Here is a 21940-nt window from a genome sequence, read left to right as displayed (position 1 = left end):
TCCCCAGTTCAAATCTGGGAGGGGCCACCAATCTCAAATCTCAGCAATACTTGGTTTCACTCCGCTGCACTGTGTTACGCTTCAACTCCCTCTAAAAGTAACGCCAAAGGTAAATTAGCGTGTGCAAATTTTTCAAAGTGCTAATGAAAGCACTAATCCTCTCAGTCTTTCTTTTTTCTTCAGTGTGCGCTGCAAGCACGTCATTTCAATTTTATTCTGAGCGACTGGGTGAAGTGACAACCGTCAGGGTGGCGTTACCTGAAACCTATGGGCATTCGTCAGACTATGAATATCCGTTGCTTTTGGTCATGGATGGCTCAACACAGTTTAATCACATTGCCGGCAACATTGAGTTTATGAGCACTTTTGCTGAAACTCCTGACATGATCGTGGTCGGTGTCAGTGCGAATAGTCGACTATTGAATTTCACCCAGACAGAATTAGAACAGTTCGCCGGTCGCTCGGGTGGTGCGGAAAACTACACAAAATTCTTGTTTAAAGAATTGCTACCCAAGCTGCGTGAAGACTATCGGATTGCGTCGCATATCACTGTTACTGGGCATTCGCTTTCCGGATTATATTCAGCGTACTTAGCTATAAATCACACGGATGACATACAAGCAGCCATTTCAATCAGCCCCAGTTTGTGGTGGGACGATTTTGCTATTCTGAATGATTTAGCCAACCTAACTGCAGAAAGTGCCAAGGTTCGCTGGTTTGCAAGTATGGCCAGTGAGCCGGACGAAATGGCCGAGGGCTTTGATTATTTGGAAGCAGCGCTCGGAAAACTGACTAGCACCAACGTAACATGGGAACTGCGTCGGTTTCCTGATGAAACACATGACTCAACACCGTTAATTGGCAATGTAATGGGACTTCGATCGGTCTTTCGGGGCTTCAATGCGGTTCCTCAGATCGAGGTTAAATCGCTCGAGCAGCTCCACAGTTATTATGCAGACTACGCTGAAATTACTGACTACAACCTGCCGATGTCAGTCCATCAGTACAATGTTTACGGACTAAAAGCAGCCTATGAAGGCCAACTCGCTTGGGGCGTTGAAATCTTAGAGGCAGGTATACAATCGTTCCCGTACTCGGAAATATTATGGGATAGCCTAGCAACGGCTTACACCATGAATGATAACCATACAGCCGCTTTAAATGCGTCAGAAAAAGCGGTCAAATTCGCAGAACAGCACGGCTCCAAGTACTTGAGTGAAATCTTACAGCAGAACTCTAGTTTGAAACGGGATATGCAATAGCGCTAGGTTTAAGGTGCGCAGTTTTCTGTGTTCACAGCAACGCAGGCAATTAACCCCGATACTGCCGCAAGTACTGTTTTTCAAAGAAGCGCTTGGCGTAGTGCATGATACGTAGCGGTGGTAAAAAGCGTGAACCCGTTTCATTCCGTTTTATAAAAATGCCATGGCTGAGGGTGTCGACAATGCACACAAGCTCATGACGGATGACCTCTAACTGAGCGGATTCGTCTGTCAGTAAACGCACTGCGTTGGTCGCGGCGACTTTCGCTTGAATATCGGCGGCGTGGGCTTGTTTGGGCTGCCAGTCAGGGCCGGGAAAGCTACCTGCGTCGCCGGCAACGTAAACATGTTCAAAGCCTTCAACTTGGGTGTGCTCGTTGGCCACAATCATGCCGCCAGGGGACTTCGGTAGCGAGGTATTATCCAGCCACGCAGGACCAGTCATACCGGGCATGAAAAGAATTAAATCAGCAGCGATGTCGCCGCCTTCAGTTTGCACACTGCTGGCAGTAAAACCTTTAATTTTGTGGCCTAAGTGGGTTTCGACGCCTTTCTTCTGCATCAGGCTGACGAGTTTGCTCGGGACGTCAGGGCCTAAACGTGCCCCCGGTTTATCTTTTGGATTAAAGAACACCAGCTTGAATTGATCGCGGCGACCTTGTCGGCGTAACAAGCTGTCAATATTGAAGACAAACTCGAACATCGGGCCACCGCGCATGGCGGCGGGTTCATTGGGGTTACCGCCAAAACCGAGAGCGATGGTGCCTGACTGCATCGCCGCGAGACGGTCGCGAATCGCTTCACCAGCCGAAATGCCTTCGCAGGGGGTAATCACATGCTCGATTCCCGGCAGCTTTTTAATAAAGCGACCACCGCTGGCAATAATTAAAGCGTCATTATGTATAACATCATTTTCGGTATGCACGCTGCGGCCGCCGTCGTATATACCTTGCACACGACCAGCGACAAAGTTAACCCGCATTTTCTTGAAGAACTTGCTGAGATCAATACGCAAATCTTCAGCCTTGCGCAAGCCGGAGGGCAACCAAATTAAGCTCGGCAGATAAATGAGTTCAGCTTTCGGCGCGATGACCGTGATGGCAACATCGTTTGATTGTTTGCGTAAGGTTTTTACCGCGGTCAGGGCGGCAAATCCGGCACCGATGACTGTAATTTGCATAAGACCCCCCCAATTTAATATTAGGGTTATCTTATATTGATGAGGCTAGAAATGCTAGGGACAATGCCGGCGATGCCAAGAGTGGTAGGCCGGCTATTCCTATGCGATTACATGCCTGCTGCTTTGGCGCGGGCTGCGTGGAGCTTCTTATAACTCTCGATAAGCCGTTGGTGGCGATCGAGCCCATCAAGTTGCATGTTGGTCGGTGTCAGGCCATAAAAGCGCACAGTACCCGCGACAGAGCCCGCGACAGCGTCATAGACGGTGTCACCGAACATACGTCGTAAGTTGAGTTCAAATTCGTCTTGTGACAGTGTTTCATCAAGCTCGATTTCCAGCACCGCCTGCATGGCACGATAGAAAAGCCCACGTTCAACGGTATTGTCGTTATATTGCAGGAATGCTTCGACCAATTCTAAAGCCGGCTCAAGGTCACCCAGCGCAAGGTAAATCAGGAGCTTGAGTTCAAGCACGGTAAGTTGCCCCCAAACCGTATTTTCGTCAAACTCAATACCGATTAGGGTGACAATGTCGGTGTAATTATCGAGCTGACTTTCTTCTAACCGCTCAACTAACTCCGCCAATGCTTCGTCGTCTAAACGGTGTAAATTCAAAATATCCGAACGGTACTGCAGTGCAACATTTGTGTTGTCCCAGATCAGATCCTCCACGGGATACACTTCCGAATAACCAGGGACGAGAATTCGGCACACCGGAGCGCCAAGCTCGGTATATACCGTCATGTACACTTCTTTCCCTAAGTTGGCAAGAATGCCGAACAAGGTCGCCGCTTCTTCGTCATTGGAACCAGAAAAATCCCAATCGACGAAGTCATAGTCGGACTTGCTACTAAAGAAGCGCCACGACACCACACCCGATGAATCAATAAAGTGCTCAACGTAGTTATTCGGCTCGGTCACTGCCATCGAATTAAACGTCGGCGGCTGGAAGTCATTTAAGCCTTCGAAGCTGCGGCCTTGCAGAAGCTCGGTTAAACTCCGCTCGAGCGCGACCGCAAAGCTAGGATGGGCACCAAATGAAGCAAATACGCCGCCAGTACGTGGGTTCATTAAGGTCACGCAAGCCACAGGGAACTGACCGCCAAGCGAGGCGTCCTTTACTAAAACGGGAAAGCCCTGAGCTTCGAGGGCTCGAATACCTTCGACTAAATGCGGATAACGAGCGAGTACATCTGCTGGAACATCGGGAAGTGCGATTTCCTCTTCGATGATTTGTTTTTTCACCGCCCGCTCAAAAATTTCCGATAAGCACTGCACCTGTGCTTCCGCGAGCGTGTTGCCGGCACTCATGCCGTTACTTAAAAATAGGTTTTCAATCAGGTTTGACGGAATGTAAATGGTCTCGCCATCGGACTGGCGCGTATACGGCAGCGCGACAATTCCGCGTTCGCTGTTGCCTGAGTTAGTATCGACGAGGTGCGACCCGCACAGCTCACCGTCGGCATCGTAAATACTCAAGCAATATTCATCGAGCAGGCCGGCCGGAAGTGAATCATCTTCTTCCAGAGCAAACCAGCGCTCGTTCGGGTAATGAACGAATTCGCGATTGGCGATGTCTTCACCCCAAAACTGGTCATTGTAGAAGAAGTTACAGTTCAGGCGCTCAATGAACTCACCAAGCGCTGAACATAGCGCGCTTTCTTTGGTAGCACCTTTGCCGTTGGTGAAGCACATCGGCGAGGCTGCGTCGCGCACGTGCAATGACCAGACGTGGGGTACAATATTGCGCCACGACGCGATTTCGATTTTCATGCCTAGGTCGGCAAGAATTTTGCTCATATTGGCGATCGTGTCTTCGAGCGGTGCGTCTTTGCCTTCAATGAAGGTGCGCTCACTACCGGTTGGTGCTAATGCCAATAAAGCTTGGGCGTCATCATCGAGGCTCTCAACCACTTCAATTTGAAAGTCAGGGCCTTCCTGCACTACTTTTTTCACGGTGCAGCGGTCAATCGAACGAATAATCCCTTGGCGGTCACGTTCAGAAATATCGTCTGGCAGCTCGACCTGAATCTTGAAGATCTGTTTGTAGCGGTTCTCGGGGTCTACGATGTTGTTTTGTGCTAAGCGGATGTTCTCCGTTGGAATATTGCGTGACAAGCAATACACCTTGACAAAATAGGCAGCACACATCGCCGATGAGGCAAGGAAATAATCGAATGGTCCGGGTGCTGAGCCGTCGCCTTTGTAGCGAATCGGTTGGTCTGAAATGACGGTGAAGTCGTCAAATTTAGCTTCCAGACGAAGGTTATCGAGATAATTAACTTTAATTTCCATGGTGCTGCCAATTGATTGCGCTGAATTGAGGTTCAGTGAGAACCGCGTAAGTCGGCTATTATCCCGCTTTTTCCCCCAATAGTCTTGTTCGCCAGTGAATTTTTCGCGTGTGTTTTAGCCGGTTTTTGTTTTATCTTGTAGGTCTAACAAAAAAGGAACGGCAAACATGCGCACAATCGGCAATCTTTTATGGTTTATTTTTGGTGGTTTTTTCATGGGTTTAGCTTGGTGGCTCTATGCTTTATTGGCTTTCGTCTCCATTGTGGGCATCCCGTGGGGGCGCGCCTGCTTTGTCCTTGGCAAGTTCGCTTTTTTACCGTTTGGTCGAGAAGCAATTAATCGCCGTGAACTCACTCAGCGTGGCGACATCGGCACCAGTGTGTTCGGCACGCTCGGCAATATTATTTGGTTTATTCTGGCCGGGCTTTGGTTAGCTATTGGTCATATTATTACTGCTTGTTTCTTGGCGATAACTATCATCGGTATTCCTTTTGCAATTCAACATATTAAATTGGCAGGCATTGCGCTGGCGCCGATCGGCAAGACCGTTGTGGACATCGAAATTGCCAACGCTGCGCGCCGCGCTAATGCCGATGCGCGGGTTGCCTCGATGCGCCGATAGTGTTGCTGTAAGTCGTCTGATGACGCGGTTTACAGCCAATCGGCAGTAGATTATTCGGCCACTTGTGTAGTACCCTCGGTGAATGAACTGCATAAGACTAGTTATTCAGCGCAAAACTGTTTAAGGTTTTGGCTGCGAAAGTTTCACCTTAAAAACTATAACAATATGAGCACTACACATGACAAATGTAACAACAGATAGCCGCGGTAATTGGGGTTCGAAGATCGGATTTATCTTCGCAGCCGCCGGTTCAGCTGTCGGCCTTGGAGCAATCTGGAAATTTCCTTATGTCGCGGGTTCAAATGGTGGCGGTGTTTTCCTCCTCGTTTACTTAGCCTGTGTGTTTACAGTCGGTATCATCATGATGATGTCAGAAATGATGATCGGACGTATTTCGAAGCGGTCCGCGACGTCTGCTTTACGTAAGTTAGGCGGAGGTAAATGGCATTACGTCGGCTGGATGATGGTGCTTTGCGTCTTCCTCATTCTGGGCTTTTACTCCGTCGTCGGTGGCTGGGCAATCGCTTATGTGTTTGAAGCTATCCGAGGGGACATTTTAGTTACTGACGGCGCTGAACTTGAGAGCATGTTTGGTAGCTTTATCGGTAATCCATTGGCCGCTATGGCCTATACCTTAGTGTTTTTAGGCATCACAGTTTCGATTGTAATCGCTGGTGTGCAATCGGGCATTGAACGGATTTGTAAAATCCTCATGCCGGTGTTGTTCATCCTGATGATTTTCCTCGCTTTCCGTAGCTTAACCCTGCCAGGCGCCATTGACGGTTTGATCTACTTGGTCACACCGGACTGGTCGAAATTAACCGTGAATATGTTCCTTGAAGCCCTAGGGCTTGCGGTCTTTTCGTTGTCCGTCGGTGCTGGTTTGATGATTGCTTACGGCTCTTACCTCGGTAAAGGGACCAAAATCGTCGGTTCGAGTTTGTGGATTGCCTCGCTAGCGATTCTTGCTGCTGTCTTAGCAGGCTTGATGATTCTGCCTGCAGTGTTTGCCTTTGGTGTTGACCCTGGAGCAGGCCCTGGTTTGACCTTTATTACCATGCCAGCGTTGTTTGCGCAGATGGCGGGCGGTCAATTCTTTGCAATTCTCTTCTTCTTATTGCTCTTGTTCGCAGCGGTTACCTCGTCGATTTCAATTCTAGAGCCAGCTGTGGCGTTCTTGATTGACGAGTACAACTTGTCGCGGAAGAAAGCAACGGCCACTGTGGCTATAGCAAATTATCTCATTCTCGGGATACCAGCGGCGCTCTCGTTCGGTGTATTGGCTGATGTCAGTATTTTTGGTCGCAATCCGTTTGATATCATGGACTATGTGGCATCGAACCTACTCATGCCATTGGGCGGTATGTTCGCTGCAGTCTTTGTGGGTTGGATTATTTGGCCACGAATTAAAGTAGAAGTTGAAGCAGAAAGTTCAGTTTGGTTTGCGAAGATCTTCCACTTTATTGCGGCTGTGGTCGCACCGGTACTGATTTTGGCGGTTGCCTACTTGCTGATTACGGGCTAGTGATTCAAGTCCTCAAAAAGGGCGAGCCGTGCTCGCCCTTTGTTTTATATAAATCGTGAAAAATGCAGTGTGTGACATGAAGTCATACGAAGTAGAATATGGAGAATAAGATGACGGCAAAACTAAAACTCTCGTTATTAGCGACGGTTGTCGCACTCGCTTTGGCTGGCTGTGGTGGCTCTTCAGGAAGCGACGACTCTGGTAGTGGCGGCGGTCCCGGTAATGGTGGTGGTAACGGCGGCGGTGACGATGGCAGCTGTGACGATTGCCCAGTCGGCTTAATCCAGCCGGCGAAAGACCCAGGCCAACCGACGGATCAATTGTTTACCCATACGCTGAATGGTCGAGTGCATTATTACGACAGTGTTGCTGGCGCCGAAGTGTGTATCGATACCACGCGTGACCTGCAATGTGATGAAAATAGTCCGATTGCGATTACGTCGGCCACGGGCCGTTACGATTTAACTATTGAGTCTCCCTTTGAGTTTGCTGAGCACTTCGTTATCGCGCGCTTCCCGGCAGATACAAGCAATCCACGTCCTGCAGATGCATTTTTAATGAACGATGATGGTGATATCGTCCTCAGTGGCCGCGGCTATTATCAAGGGCACGTGAACACACTGACCACTCTCGAGTCTTGGTTGTATGACCCCGCACTTTCGTCGTTCGAACAGAATGAAATTTACGCGATCGGTCGTTTGATGATTAGCGGTAACTATTACCACTCTCCGGGTGATGCCTACAATCAACTTTTCAGCGGCCAGAATGTAATGAGCCCTGAAGCGCTTGAATCGGGGAATAATCGCGTCTTTCCTCGCTACCAAGTAGCGATGTCGTACACCAACGAACCTTTGGCTGCTTTACAGGCGATCTTTGCGGGCGCCACTGAAGACGATATGGCAGCGCGTTTGACGCAACTTGGCTATATCGGCGAACGCCAACCATTGAGTGACTCTCAGCGTTACTTTGCTGAAGACAATTTCCTTGAGCCGGGCAACACGGTGCACCTTGCGAGTACCAATAATAGCTTTGACGTCTACAATGAGCGGGCAGACGAGGTGGCGTGGATTACCCGTAGTTCGTCAGGCTTGCAGTTCAATAAAGGAACCTTGTCGAGCTTTTTCCCGCCGACCGATCAGCGCTGCTGGCATCTAGAAGAGCAACGCTGGACCATTAGTGACGCCAATGACAGCAGTTATAGCGCGGTGGAGCAAGTGTCTGGTCAGCCGGATCGCTATCGTCTCGTGAATGCGGCGGATGGTTTAGAGTTTTTCGTCCATTTTGAAGTGATTGATACTAATAGTGATGTTTTCAAAGCAGCGTTAGCGGCTTGGATGGATCCACTAGAACTTGACCAATATCAGTTCGGGGATGAGCTCATTTACATTCGCTCCGAGACCGACGAAGGTGTCTGTATTAGTCCGACGAGTAATGGCATGTCGAATGCGAGTAAGCCATTTAGTGAGATGGACGGTGGTGAGATTGTGCGTGCGATTAACCCACAGTTGTATCAGTCGGACCAATTTAGTGTCGACAGCGACTATCAGCGTATTACCTTAACTCAAAGTGGCTTTCGTTATGACTATCGCGTCATGCAGCTCGGTGGCGCTGAAGTCTTGATGTTACATGCTGCGCATGCGGCGAACGCGGATTCTTATCCGAGTTTTTATACGATTTATAATGGCCGCGTTCATCGCTTAAATAACGGTGGAGTATTACGCCAAAACATCGGTTTACGCCAAGTGGCTCGTATGTTGCTGGATGATGCAATGGCAATCGACTTGGTTGACTATTTGGAAACAGTGACCAGTAATTAAAGCCATAATTGACTAATGGGTGTGGTCGGGCTGTAGTGATGTGCAATTTGCGCTTGCAACAGTTCGGCACACGCCAGTGTGTCGGTCAGTGCATTGTGTGGTGGATAGAACGGGAGTCCATAGCGCTCGCGACTATCAGCTAAGCGAATTGAGGGTTGCGGATACTGTTTGAGATTCGCCATTTGCAACAGCTTCTGCCAGCGCGTTAACGGTCGTCTGCGGCAGTTTGCTTCCAATTGCATGGTGTCGATCACTGGAAAGTCGATCGACTCTTGGATGCGATTGAGCAAGGTTCGCTGAAAAAACGGCCGCTCAATACCACGATAGTGAACCACCCAAATCTTCCCTGCAGCGAATGCCAATATTTCTTCTAAATGATCAACGATATCGTCGGCTGCGGCAATATCGCTGTGCGTAATGCCATGAATCACAACCGATTCACTGGTTAATGGTCGTTGTGGTTTCACAATCCAGGTTTTTGCTTGTTGCAGAGCAATCCGTTGGATCGTCATCGGAATCATCGCAATACTCACAATACCGTGCTGGGCTGGATCAAGTCCGGTGGTCTCAAAGTCGACAGCGAGCAAAGGTGCTTCCGCAATCGGTGTGTCGCCAGTAACCATGCCTTTCGAGTAGTAAGCGCGCAAGCGTGGCTCATGTGCAGAGCTCGCAAGCTGCTGAAAGCGGTCTGGCCAACTTAGCGTAGGCGCAGATTGATGCTTGGCTGAGGCAGGAAGATACAGCATGGATGTCTACTAATGAATGGAGTAGCGGTAGCGCAGGTACTTCTGCGCATGACTAAGAATTTGAAACGCGTCTTTTAAGTGCTTGCGCTCGAAATCCGATAGTTGATCCGGGCTCACGTTGTTATCGGGAGTTTCTCCTGCGGCGAGCGCACGCGCTTGTTGACGAATCCGCACCATGGCAATCAATTCATAGGCGTCACGTAAATCAGGGCCACGGCCATGGGGAAGAATGTTCGCCTCGATGATATCTTCCAGGCGTCCAAAGGTATTTCGTTGCGTCGAACCGATTGACAGTGCATGCACACGAACAAGATCGACTAAGGGCGCTGTGCCACGGCGTTTCATATTAATACTGTTGTTTTGTTTGCCATCTTTTTCCATGACAAAGTCTTTAAAAAAGCCAAGCGGGGGCGTCCGTTGTATTGCATTCTTTGCCATGCTTGCTAAAAAACGTTTATGCCGAGGCGCTTGCTTTTGGATAACTTGGTTCAGCTCTTGCGCGAATTGCTTTTCTCCCCACACAGCGTCGAGATCAAAGAAGATATTGCTATGTAATAGCCGAGCGGGAGTGGGATCAGTAATCCAGTTAGCGAAATATTTCTGCCATTGTCGCAGCGGCTGCCGCCACTCCGGATTCGTTGCCATAATCCCGCCACTACAGTACGGATAGCCACAGGCGTCGAGCCCATCGGTCACGTACTGAGCAAGCGCAAGGAAATACTCATCATGCTTTTTCGGATCATAACGATCGTCCAAAATGAGTGCATTATCTTGGTCGGTGACAATCGCTTGTTCGTCGCGAGCCATGGAGCCCAAAGCAATAAAACAATAGGGAATTGGCGGTGGTCCGAGCTTTGCTTCAGCAATTTCAAGTAATCGTTGTTTGAAACTGCGGCCAATGGTGGCCATCGACGAGCCAATCATGCGCGAGTTGGCATCTTCATTGACCATGCGTACAAAACTAGCCCGTACATCCGCTTCGAGTAGCTGTAGTTCGTCAATACTGTTTTGTTTAAAGATGCTGCTGACCACAAATAGGCTGCTTTTCGACTCATGTCGCGCCACATCGGATAAAGAAATCACCCCGACCAGCTCACCTTTCTTCAGCACCGGTAGATGGTGCAGGTTCGTTCGCAGCATCACCAGCATGGCTTCGAAAATATGTTGGTTGTGTTGAATAAACACTAAATCGTCACTCATCACCGCATGCACAGGCTCCTGCTCTGAGCGACCGACGGCAAGGACGCGCTTACGTAGGTCTTTGTCGGTAATAATGCCAACAGGAAGCGATCGTTCACCGTCCATAATTAACAATGACGACACTTCCGCTGAAGTCATTAACTCCGCAGCCTGACGAATGCTGGCGTTTGCATCAATACTGACAACTTCGCGACTAATCAAGGTCGAGACCATTTCCATTAGTAGGTCATGCTTAGGACGGTCTTGCTGGACGGCATATTGCACCCGTCTATCTTCTTCAACTTCAACCGCTTCAGCGAATTCGTCATACTGGTCAAAGAGACGAGTAAAGATCTCGCCGGGCAGGTAATACAGCAAGGTATCTTCTAAAGTGCGGATTGGGTAGCGCACGCGGCCTTTGCGTAGGAGACCAAATTCACCAAAGTAGCCACCTTCGGTAAGGCGGTTATAAAGCTCCCCAGTTTTTTGCAGAACTTCGACTGAACCGCTGCGAATAATATGGAGATCGTGAATCGGTTGGTTATATTCAAGGATGACTTGGTCAGCGCGTACATAGCCCACGCTGATTGCTTGCGCGACGGTTTCCAGCTCAGCAGGGGGAAGCAGATTAAAGGGGGCGAAACGCTCAAGAAAATGAAGAATCTCAGTTTGTTCAGCCTGCATTGAAGAGAGTCTCCATGATTAACGTTGACAACAGTGAACAAGGCAAACGCGAATCATCGCGTCTGCCTTGAACTCAACTAACCAATCCTAGGTTCGGAACTTAACCCTTTGACCAATGCAACACAGCTCATCAGGAGGACTATCGTGAAAGGCAGTCCTGCTGAGACGGCCATGGCCTGCAGTGCAATCAAACCACCGCCTAAAATGAGCGCGATGGCAACGAGGCCTTCAAAGGTACACCAAAATATACGCTGTGGTGTTGGCGCATTCACTTTACCGCCAGCAGCTATGGTATCAATCACCAGTGAGCCGGAATCAGAAGACGTTACGAAGAAAACGACAACAAGAATAATACCAATAAACGACGTCACTTGAGCCCAAGGCAGCACATCCAACATGGTGAACAACTGCAGCGGTAATGCCGCGTTGGCGACATCTTCGTAGCCGCTAATGAACTGTTGAATAGCGGTAGTCCCGAAGACGGTCATCCAGAGTACGCACGCGAGTGACGGAATCAGTAGAACCGCCAGCAAGAATTCACGCACGGTACGGCCTCGAGACACTCGCGCAATAAACATACCGACGAACGGCGACCAAGAAATCCACCAAGCCCAGTAAAACGCCGTCCAACCTTGGCTATAATTGGTGTCCGCGCGACCGACCGGGTTGGCGAGTGCCGGGAGATGCTGAAGGTAGCTTGCTAAGTTCTGGAAGAAACCCGTGACAATCGCAAGCGTTGGGCCGACGATAATCACAAACAACATGAGTAATGCCGCAAGTGTCATATTAATTTCTGACAAACGTTTTACACCAGCTTCTAAACCAGCAAAGACGGAAACGAGCGCAATCAAGGTAATGCCCACCACTAAAAGCACTTCCATCGTAACGCCGGTGGGGAAGCCGAATAGATAGTTTAAGCCTGCGGCTGCTTGCGATGCGCCAAGGCCAAGCGATGTCGCGAGACCGAATAACGTCGCCAGGACTGCGAGAATATCGATCACATGACCAGGCCACCCCCAAACGCGCTCACCGAGCAGTGGATAGAAGATTGAACGGATGGTGAGTGGTAATCCTTTATTGAAGGAGAATAGAGCTAACCCAAGCGCTAAAACCGCGTAGATGGCCCAAGGGTGCAGCGCCCAATGGTAGATGGTTGCAGCCATACCTAGGCGTGCCGCTGCTTCAGCGTCACCAGCTGCGCCAGCAAGCGGAGCCCAGTCGGTGCGAGCGCCGTCGGCGCCAACTTCAGCGCCAGCAAATGCGCTACTAAAATGAGCGATGGGCTCAGAGACACCGTAAAACATGAGGCCAATGCCCATGCCAGCGGCAAACAACATGGAAAACCAGCCAATGTAGGAGAAGTCGGGATCGGCCTCAGTACCGCCGAGGCGAACTTTTCCGAGAGGTGTAAAAATAAGAACGAGGCAAAGGATAACAAAGATGTTTGCTGCGCCAATAAAGAACCAATCGAGATTGCTAGTTAACCAGTCACGGATACTGGAAAATAGAGGTTCGGCTTGCGCACGAAAAATCAGCGTTATCGCAACAAATAGGATGACTAATAGACCGGAAATGGCAAACACGCGGTTGTGAATATCGAGCCCAAATGGTCCGACTTTGACGACAACATTGTCTTGCCCAACTTGATAATCAGTGTCAATCGGGTTAACTAACCCATCTGGCTTGAGTAGGTCATTTTCATGATCCGATGGCGAACTCATTGGCATTCCTTATTGTTTTTATCCAGAGTGTTAAATAAGTATAGTCATCGTAAAGAATTAAACAACACGCACTAGGTGTTTGTTTTACTGAAACAAAAAACGCACTGACGAGTCAGTGCGTTTTTCAAACGAAAATCGGTGAGGAATTATTCTACCACGCCAGTTAGGACTTCATTCAATGAACCTTGACCGGCTTCTGGGCGTGTTACACCACAGTTTGTGCCCGTGTCTTCACAACTGACGCCACGAATACGGCTACCAATGGAGCGGGTATCATAACGGCCGGTGGCGGCAAGGCGGCGAGCAATGTTATCGAGACGACCATGCACATTCATGCGCGTACCGACGACGCTAATCCGTTCCATGCCTTCAGCTTCTTGCAAGCGAGCGATCATTTCATCGCTGTTGTTTGTGCCTTCGAGTTCCGCAAGCTCACGGCTAATCTGGCGCGCATGATGACGGGAATCAGTATGGCCGGCCATCATCAGTTGGCGATAAAGTTCAGCTGCGCCGTAGAGATCTTGTTCGGTACCGACGCCGGTATGTTTGAGGCGAGCGAGCGCGAACATCGCACTCATCAAGTTTTGATCTGCAGCTTGCTCGAGAAGCTCAATGCCCTCAGCAATGGTGTCAGGCTGATTGATGCTCAATAATTGGATTGCGCGCTTATAAATCGCTGGCGCATATTCGGCACGAATGGCTAAATCTAACAATCGAACCGATTCGTTGATGTCTTGCTCAACAATGTGTCCGTTTAAGTACCAGTCGGACAGAATATACATAGCCACCGGGCTGTTATAACGCACACCAATACGCAAATAGCGTTCAGCTTCTTTATCATTCTGCTCGAGTCCATCGCCACTGGCATAAGCCATGCCGACGATGGCTGCTGCATCACCACTGCCGCCGCGAGCCAAGCGAACGAGCTGACGCATTTCTTTTTCACAACTGACTTCTTCACAACTACCAGCAATGGGGTTTGTCATTGCGGTTTCTGCTGCGACTGGGTTGAAGCTCACGCTTGCAAGTGCCAGTATAATGCCACTACAAAGTAACGACAGTTTCATAATCTCTCCTGGGGTGGTCGAGCTTTCATCATTTCGCATATTCGCTGGCGACGAAGGCCTTTAATATGCCGTGCAATGTCACAGGATAGCGCTTGAATGTCAATCGCTCACCGTTCTCAAAATTGCAACGAAATGTTTCCTTTCGTGCTGCACATTATATGCAAAAAGCGGCGCTTTGGTTTACAGTGATTTAACATTTGCGCTAAATAGCAGCTTTTTATCGCCTGTCGTATGGCGACTCAGGGTACAGAAAGTGCGCGATTTGACCTGCATCAATCTCCTTAGTTTTTCTATGGCTATACTAAAAGGTATCAAAAGTCCCTAGAGGAACTTCGCATGACGACAAAAAGCTTAGCCGCAATGATCGCCACAATGTGTTTTGGCACTGCAGTACTCGCTGTCAACGCATTGGACAACAGCAGTTACCAAAGTGTTCGCAATGAGCCGATTCAGCCGATTCAACCGGCAGAAATTACCGAGCCAGAAAAAGTCGAATTGGGAAAAATGCTATTTTTTGAACCACGCTTGTCTCGTTCCGGTTTTATTTCCTGCAACTCTTGCCATAACCTGAGTCGCGGTGGGACAGACAACTTACCGACATCGATTGGTCACAACTGGCAAGAAGGACCGATCAACTCACCGACCGTACTGAATTCTAGTTTGAACCTTGCCCAGTTCTGGGACGGTCGCGCTGCAACGCTAGCGGAGCAGGCTGCAGGTCCGATCGATAACCCGTTAGAGATGGCCTATACCCATACGCTGGCGGTGGAAGTATTGCGTTCAATCCCTGAGTATGGTGATTTATTTGAGGCAATTTATGGGACTCGCGATATCACTATTGACCATGTCACCGATGCCATTGCGGTGTTTGAAGAAACCTTAGTGACGCCGAACTCGCGCTTTGACCAATGGCTGCTCGGCGATGATGACGCGCTGACGGCGCAAGAATTGCAAGGTTATAAAACCTTCAAAGAAATCGGTTGTGCCGCTTGTCACTATGGCGAAGCCGTTGGCGGACGCGACTTCCATCGGATGGGTTTGGTGCAGGAGTATCAGACCGAGAATCCATCCATGGGTCGTTATGAAGTAACCGGTAAAGATGCGGATCGCTTTTCCTTTAAGGTGCCAACCTTGCGGAACGTCGACAAAACTTACCCTTACTTCCACGACGGTGCCGTTTGGACGCTCGAAGAAGCGACCGATATTATGGCTAAGTTGCAGCTGGGGCGAGAACTGCCTCAAGAAGATATCGATAACATGGTGGCCTTTATGAAAACACTGACGGGTGACCAACCGCAAATCACCATTCCATTGCTGCCGCCATCACGTCCAAATACGCCGCGGCCGAAGCCATTCGACAGCGAATAGTCGCGATTAAGTTCAATAATAAAGCCTCAAGCCTATTCGGTTTGGAGCTTTATCGATCTAAACGACTATTTTTAAACTGGTTATTCGTAGATTTGAGCGTAGTGCTATGATGTAGATCAACGCAGTAAATTAGTGTTTGCTTATACTTAACTAAATTGAATGAGTAAAGCAAAGGAGCTCGCTATGAGTCAGCTAAGAACCGCACAATTTGTCGCCCCGTTATTCGCCGTATCGTTGCTTGCTGGCGCGATTCATACCGCTGTTGCCGATGAAGAAAAACAGTCGAGTACATTTTTTGAAGTGACGGCACGGGTGCAAACCGAATTGGTGGGTGTTGACGGCAGTGCCGCCGAAGCGCGTGGTAAAGACAACTGGTACATCACTGACTCTTGGGGCAATGGTGTTAATAACAACCATAACTGGAGTGCTGTGTTCTTGCACGGTGAACACAAGTTCGACAACGGTGTTCGAGTTTTTGCGCGCCATGGTTGGAACTACGATATGGACGGCTTGAAAGATGGCCGTGCTAAGTATCGGGAGAGCTATGTCGGTATAGCGGGTGACCTAGGCATGGTGCGAGCGGGTCGACTGGAGTCCCCGTATAAATTGAATACTTTACAATGGGACCCCTTTGTTGCGACGTTCTTGCAAGCACGCACGAACATGGGTGCAGCCGGCGGTCCACTTGGAGCTGGAGCCTACATTGATGACGCGGTAGATTACACCTTAGTGCGCAATGGTGTCACTTACCGTGCATTTTACTCCAACAATGATGGCCAACCGGCGCCTCGCGGTGTTGAACGCGACAGTACGTTCTCCGGCTCGATCAATTTCCCAATTCATGAAAATGTTGAATTAGCGATCGCCCATATTGACGCTGGAAACCGCGGAGCAGGTAAACGACAAGGCACCAAATTGGGCGCGCGGACGCGTTATCAACAATTTACCTTTGCGGTAGAGTACGAGTTCCGTGACGAAGGGCTCGAGAATGGCGAGTTCTTGTTCTTAAGTGGTACTTATAACGACGGTCAACGCAACTGGTCGGCAAGTTATGGCCAGTTTATGGATGACGGTATCCAAAATAATGACGGTGAATATTATGCCTTGGGCGTTGCTCAGCGTTTTAACCGAAACCTTGCTGTGCATGCCGGCTTTCGTCGCACCGAGCGTGATATTACGGGTGGTGAGAACGCGGTGGGTATTGGCCTGCGTTTGAGTTGGGGTTACCGCCACAACTTATAAACGTTAAATCCGTTTATTTCCTCAGTTGGCCAGCTTCAAGCTGGCCTTTTTTATACTGAACTATATAAGACATATGTTGCGAACAACGTAAAAGGCCAGCATCGCTGCTGGCCTTGATTTTCCTATTTAGCGCTGTTTACACGGCGCGGATGCGAATCGGTAACCCTTGCCGAATTGAAGCACCGGACACATTTTCTAACCAAGTCGCTGCTTGTTTGCGGGTTGGGTCGCGGAAGCCGAGGTCATTGAGGTTAATGCCCGCGCCGAGCCATTTATGGCCAATCCGTTTGTGACCGTCGATGGTATGTTCAGCCGCACCCAATTCAGTGTGGCCAAAGCCATGTTCGATTCCTAATGCGCCCGGCACAACACTGTCACTAACCAAAGCCAAACCAATCACTTTGCCACCGGGGCTCTCAATTTCGATGGTGTCGCCGTGTTTAATCCCGAACCGAGCGGCGTCAACCCGATTGAGTAGCACTGGGTTATAAGGTTTGAGCATACGCAAGCGTTCCATACCCACTGAGTAGCTGTTCATCAGGTTAGACTTAAACGAGAACGCTAAGAGTGGCCAGTCGTGTTCACTGAAATGATCACGCATTAAACTGCCATCCCAGAAACGCGCTTGCTGGAAGGACGGCACACCGCTGTGGCGTTCGCCGTTATAGCTATTGATGGTCGTACCGACTTGTTCATTATAGACACACAAAGGTCTGGTCCAGGCATGTTTAACTTTATCGCCTTGGTAGCTTTCACTGGCCTCTTCGAAACGACCACCACGTGAGTACAAATGCGCAACTCGGCCAACTTCTTCGGCTTTCAAGATTGAGCTAATTCGGCCCATGAGTGGTTCAACGCCACCGGCAATGATGTCTTCTGCACTCGCCTTCGGCAATGGCGTACCTTGGAACGCAATGTTGGCAGCAGCTCGCAAGTAGTAGTCTTCCGGACGATCGAAGTCGTAACGATTGCCTTCAGCGTCGGCTAATGCGTCCTTACCGAAGCCCGGCAGCTTCATACGTTTAGCGAGGTTGATAAAAAATGACTCAAGGCACACCGGGTCGCCGTCTTTGGTTTTCACTTGGCGTGGCTCAACCACCGGCCAACAGGCGGTGGTCATTTGCGTTAAGGTGCCGCGCCATGCTCCAGTGAAACCCCACACTTCATACATCACTGAGTCGGGAACAATATAGTCAGCGTAACGGTTAGTTTCGTTAATAAAGCCATCAACCGCAACAAACAGGCCTAAACGTTGCGGATCAGAAATCTTATCCGCAATGATTTTGGTTAATCCAGCTTGACCATACAGCGGGTTTGCCATGCAACTAATCAGAGCCTTGGCGCGATAGGGATAGCCCTCTAATCCAGACAGCAAGTGCTCTGTCAGTAGTGGCGGAGCGAGTTGACGCCAAGGCGCTGCGGCAGGATACGGATTTTCACCGGCTTCAACGCGACGGCGATATTCCGACGAGTTTTCGTAAGGCATGCGTGAGCGTGATAGGAACAAGCCACGTGGGCCAGTTTTTCCAGGGAAATCGCTAAGGTTATAGCGCGGCCCTGTACCATTACCATTAAAGACACCGCCACCGACGGCCATACCACCACGCTGATTGATACTGCCAGCAAGGACGTTCAGCATGTTCAGGCCAAAAGCAGCATAGAAGCCGGTCGCCGACATCATGCCGCCGTGGGTGTCGACCACAGCTTGACGACCATGCTCGGCAAAGCGTTTCGCCATCGCCTTGATTTTTTCCACCGGAATACCAGTTTCTTTGGCATACACAGTGTAATCATGGGCAGTCGCTTGTTCGCGCAGTTTGGTTAGACTACTTTTCACCTGAACGGGACCGCTGTCTGTTTCGATAATCTGGTCGACAAAGAGTTGTGCAACCCGAACACTTTCTGAACTGACGAGTTCGCCATTGCTGTCGAGAACGACGGGGTGGTCATCGGCTTCGCCTGCGGTCGCTTGACCGAGGTCTGATAAACGCAAGAACTTGCCTTGATTCGGATGTCCTTGCTGTTCGATCACGAGGTGGCTGGCATTTGAATGACCGCGTTCACCGGCTAGGTTTGCACCGTAGTTACCGGGAATTTCCAAGTAAGCTTGGTTATAACCTTGGTTTTCCAGTAGCCAGCGGATGAGGCCCATGGCTAATGCTGTGTCAGTACCCGGCTTAATCGGTACCCAGCGAGCGCGATCACCACTGGAGTGATTGGCGGCAACGTTCAGTGCTGGGTCGATGACCATATATTCGAGTTTGCCTTTTGCCCGCGCTTCAGCGAGTAAGCGGCCTTGGCGCTTAAACGGGTTACCCGCTTGGCTCGGTGCTGTGCCGACAAATAAAGCAAACCGTACGTTGTTGTAATCGGGCTTGCTGTGCGTATTGGTTTGTAGGTTATTAAAAATTGCGCCTGAACCCATGCGAAAAGCCAGACCACAATAGGAGCCATGGTGACCGTAGTTGCGCGTACCAAAAGCATTCATGGTAAAGCGTTGGAGAATAGCCGAGCGGCCATAGTCAGTGGCTTCCATCACTAATAGCTGATTCGACTTAGGGCCGTATTCCGGATTATTCGGGTCGAGTGGCTCTTGGCCATAGATATCTTGCAGGCCTTCGACAGCGCCTTCGCCAAACAAATTACCGCCGACAACAATTTCTTCAATTAACTGCTCAAAAGGAATCGACTGCCATTGTTGACTGCCGCGGGGACCAACGCGCTTTAAACACTCAGTGACGCGTTGCTCACTGGTGAGTTGAGCCATGGCGGCATTGCCGCGCGCGCAAGCGGTGGAGCGGTTCAACTGGCCTTGGTCTTGGAAGTTGCTCAAATTACGCAGCGCTTCCATCACCGGTGTCTTCTCTGACAGATGCTGATCGGCAGAAAGTGGATGATACGGGTTGCCCGATACCCGCAGTACTTTATTCTCACTATCGTCAATGCGGACGCGCACGCCACACTTGGTGGTGCAGCCATAACAGACAGTGAAGGCAATCCGCTGATCAGGGTTCAGTTGTACCTTCCCCGTCGCAGGGTCGACGATGTACTCGGGAGCCAGTGAGTTACCGTGAATCCGGTCTTTCGACTTCGTTCCGGCACTGCCGGTCATTGCGCCTTTACCAATCTTTTGTAAAGGGCCTGAATAGCCAGCAGCAAAGGCTGTGGTGCCGCCAACGACTGCTGCGCCTTTGAGAAAATTACGACGATTCTTATCCATGTTGCGCCTCCGCTGCTAATGATTGATGAGGACGTTGGTGCGCCTGACCTTGCCAAGGAATAAAGAGGTCAACGAGCAGGAGCACGGCTAGCCAAAGGCCGAAGGTACCGATAATTCCCATGAGGCCATAAGAGCCAAGTTCGACGACGAGTTGATAGTAGCCCGCAGTGTTTTTCGCTACGGTTTGCACTTCCATCAGTACCATCCAACGGAACGCCCAACCGACATGCAAGGCCAGTATTCCCACAAGCCAAACCCAACGACTGATTGCGGCGGATTGCGTCCGAGCTTTCAGTGCTATCGCTGCGAATGCAAAGAGAATGACGCCCGCAAGTAATGCCCAGATTGCACTCAGTCGCCAGTCGCTATTTGCTTGCACGGATTCGAGCGCGGCGGCAACGGATTCGCTGTGACCAGAAAGGCCACTCAAAAGCCAAGCTGCGGCAACGAATGCTGAAACCAGCATCGCCACAAGAATAACTTTAAGGCCTTGGCGATTAATCTCGCTGCGACCTTCCCGAGCGGGGGACATGAAGCGATTCAGCACCAAGACTAGGCCAGCAGCGGCTACCATGCCTGTTGTTACAAACATGACGGGTAACCAATTCGTGTGCCAAAGTGGTCGCGCTTTGATAATGGCGATTTCAGCGCCGGTGTAGAGCATAATGCCAGCAGCAAATACTGTTGCGGTGAGGGCGACAATCGTCAGTACCGACCGACGCACTTGCCAGTCTCCTGCGCTTAATAGGCGGGCTACGCCTGCGGCGAAGCCATGGCCTTGACGTGCTTGCAGCAATGCGGGACGCCAAGCGAGCCAAACATACCCTAAGACACTAAAGAGATAGAGCGGCAGCAATATACTGCCAATCGACATCCACGACGTCGACGTTGCATTGGCATAAAAGTGCCAGAAACGCATGGGTTGGTGCAGGTCTGCGAGTAATGCTACCGGTGCGACCAAGGTGCAAGTTAAGGTGATTAATAAGGCGAGACGTGCCATCGGCTGCCAGCGTTGTGCGAACTGACCACGACCTATGGTACCGGGCAAACTGAGTAACAGTGCTGAGTAAGAAATTGCAATTAAAAAGAAATATTGCACGGCCCAAGGGTACCAAGCTAACTCATAACGCGGGGTGAGGATTTCAATGATCGAGGAATTCATAGCCAATCTCCTTGCCGTCAATATCACGCACATCCCAAAGGGCAGGTTCGGCCTGAGGCCGCGATAGGAAACGCTCATCCATTCCGAGGTAATAGACTTGCGGTAAAGTGCCTTGCTCTGGTTTTAAAACCATGAGCTCACTGCGGTGTTGCGCGATCATTTTGCTAATTTGACTGTTAGGGTCACGCATATCGCCGATGATGCGAGCTCCGCCCACACAAGACTCGACACAAGCAGGCAGTAAATTAGCCTCAAGCCGATGGGCACAAAAGGTGCATTTGTCCGCAGTTTGCGTTTCTTTATTGATAAAGCGGGCATCATAAGGACAAGCCTGCACGCAATAAGCGCAGCCGACGCAAGCTTCGTTGTCGACGACAACAATCCCGTCTTTACGTTGGAACGTGGCTTGAACGGGGCAAACTGGAACACAGGGAGGATTCTCACAGTGATTACACAAACGCGGTAACACCATGGTGGCCATATCGCCGGTACTTTTGTTGCTGACTTCGTACTGAGAAACGATGGTACGAAAACTGCCCATAGGTGCTTCATTTTCAATATGACAAGAGACCGTACAGGCTTGGCAGCCAATGCATTGGCGCAAATCAATAATCATACCGTAGCGTTTGCTGGCATCGCCTTCACGACGGGCCGGCTGGCTATTGATTGGCGACGCGTGCGCTGACGGCGAGAATGAAAGACTGGCTAGTGGCACTAATGCGGCACCAGCGGTTAACTTTGCAATTTGACCAAGAATTGCGCGGCGGGCAAAGTCCATACTGCCTCCGAGAGGGGTTGCGAAAATGACAAACCCACTATAAATGAAGGGACTTTAATGAACTTTGATCGAG

General features: G+C 50.1%; 15 protein-coding genes. 6 read left to right on the top strand and 9 right to left on the bottom strand.

Features of this window, described 5'->3' with window-relative positions:
- Positions 1-143 precede the first annotated feature (143 nt).
- Positions 144-1262: an alpha/beta hydrolase-fold protein gene (locus tag LAT77_RS08720; RefSeq protein WP_290564170.1), complete on the top strand. Its 1119-nt coding sequence runs from the start codon at positions 144-146 to the stop codon at positions 1260-1262.
- A 49-nt stretch (positions 1263-1311) separates the two neighbouring features.
- Here the strand turns inward: LAT77_RS08720 and LAT77_RS08715 are convergent, their stop codons facing one another.
- Both LAT77_RS08715 and LAT77_RS08710 read right to left on the bottom strand, forming a co-directional pair.
- Positions 1312-2442, bottom strand: coding sequence for an FAD-dependent oxidoreductase (locus tag LAT77_RS08715; protein WP_290564169.1), 1131 nt, complete (start codon positions 2440-2442; stop codon positions 1312-1314).
- Positions 2443-2549: 107 nt separating this feature from the next.
- The gene (locus tag LAT77_RS08710; RefSeq protein WP_290564168.1) at positions 2550-4736 is read right to left on the bottom strand and encodes an OsmC domain/YcaO domain-containing protein; all 2187 of its coding nucleotides are present in this window, start codon (positions 4734-4736) and stop codon (positions 2550-2552) included.
- 166 nt (positions 4737-4902) lie between these two features.
- Between LAT77_RS08710 and LAT77_RS08705 the strand changes: the two genes are divergently transcribed.
- The 3 genes from LAT77_RS08705 to LAT77_RS08695 all read left to right on the top strand — a co-directional run bounded on the left by LAT77_RS08705 (position 4903) and on the right by LAT77_RS08695 (position 8700).
- Entirely contained in the window at positions 4903-5358 is a 456-nt protein-coding gene (locus tag LAT77_RS08705) for a YccF domain-containing protein (protein WP_290564167.1), read from the top strand.
- A 178-nt stretch (positions 5359-5536) separates the two neighbouring features.
- A complete protein-coding gene (locus LAT77_RS08700; RefSeq protein ID WP_290564166.1) occupies positions 5537-6883 on the top strand; it encodes a sodium-dependent transporter in 1347 nt (448 codons plus the stop codon).
- A 110-nt stretch (positions 6884-6993) separates the two neighbouring features.
- A complete protein-coding gene (locus tag LAT77_RS08695) occupies positions 6994-8700 on the top strand; it encodes a hypothetical protein (protein ID WP_290564165.1) in 1707 nt (568 codons plus the stop codon).
- On the opposite strand, the gene LAT77_RS08690 is transcribed toward LAT77_RS08695, so the two are convergent.
- From LAT77_RS08690 to LAT77_RS08675, 4 genes are all read right to left on the bottom strand, one after another.
- Positions 8697-9446: a 3'-5' exonuclease gene (locus tag LAT77_RS08690; protein ID WP_290564164.1), complete on the bottom strand. Its 750-nt coding sequence runs from the start codon at positions 9444-9446 to the stop codon at positions 8697-8699. The two genes, LAT77_RS08695 and LAT77_RS08690, sit on opposite strands and share 4 nt — an antisense overlap.
- A 9-nt stretch (positions 9447-9455) precedes the next feature.
- Positions 9456-11309, bottom strand: a complete 1854-nt coding sequence (locus tag LAT77_RS08685; RefSeq protein WP_290564163.1) for a DUF294 nucleotidyltransferase-like domain-containing protein — start codon at positions 11307-11309, stop codon at positions 9456-9458.
- A gap of 77 nt (positions 11310-11386) precedes the next feature.
- Positions 11387-13030, bottom strand: coding sequence for a BCCT family transporter (locus tag LAT77_RS08680; protein WP_290564162.1), 1644 nt, complete (start codon positions 13028-13030; stop codon positions 11387-11389).
- A gap of 146 nt (positions 13031-13176) precedes the next feature.
- Positions 13177-14097, bottom strand: coding sequence for a tetratricopeptide repeat protein (locus tag LAT77_RS08675; RefSeq protein WP_290564161.1), 921 nt, complete (start codon positions 14095-14097; stop codon positions 13177-13179).
- Between the two features lie 372 nt (positions 14098-14469).
- On the opposite strand from LAT77_RS08675, the gene LAT77_RS08670 reads away from it, so the two are divergent.
- On the top strand, positions 14470-15465 hold the full coding sequence (locus LAT77_RS08670; protein WP_290564175.1) for a cytochrome-c peroxidase: 996 nt from the start codon (positions 14470-14472) through the stop codon (positions 15463-15465).
- 183 nt (positions 15466-15648) lie between these two features.
- Positions 15649-16707 carry a porin gene (locus LAT77_RS08665; protein ID WP_290564160.1) on the top strand — a complete coding sequence of 353 codons (1059 nt, stop codon included), beginning with the start codon at positions 15649-15651 and terminating at the stop codon, positions 16705-16707.
- A gap of 136 nt (positions 16708-16843) precedes the next feature.
- Here LAT77_RS08665 and LAT77_RS08660 read toward each other — a convergent pair whose 3' ends face one another.
- The 3 genes from LAT77_RS08660 to dsrO are packed head-to-tail and all read right to left on the bottom strand — an operon-like array spanning position 16844 to position 21867.
- The gene (locus tag LAT77_RS08660) at positions 16844-19927 is read right to left on the bottom strand and encodes a molybdopterin-dependent oxidoreductase (protein ID WP_290564159.1); all 3084 of its coding nucleotides are present in this window, start codon (positions 19925-19927) and stop codon (positions 16844-16846) included.
- Positions 19920-21089: an NrfD/PsrC family molybdoenzyme membrane anchor subunit gene (gene nrfD, locus LAT77_RS08655; RefSeq protein WP_290564158.1), complete on the bottom strand. Its 1170-nt coding sequence runs from the start codon at positions 21087-21089 to the stop codon at positions 19920-19922. The genes LAT77_RS08660 and nrfD overlap by 8 nt, the downstream gene beginning before the upstream one ends.
- Entirely contained in the window at positions 21070-21867 is a 798-nt protein-coding gene (gene dsrO / locus LAT77_RS08650) for a sulfate reduction electron transfer complex DsrMKJOP subunit DsrO (protein ID WP_290564157.1), read from the bottom strand. Before dsrO ends, nrfD begins: the two co-directional genes overlap by 20 nt.
- Between the last annotated feature and the right edge of the window lie 73 nt (positions 21868-21940).

It is taken from the genome of Aliidiomarina sp. (assembly GCF_022565475.1).
Lineage (GTDB): Bacteria > Pseudomonadota > Gammaproteobacteria > Enterobacterales > Alteromonadaceae > Aliidiomarina.
This window is presented reverse-complemented; position numbering and strand designations above follow the sequence as displayed.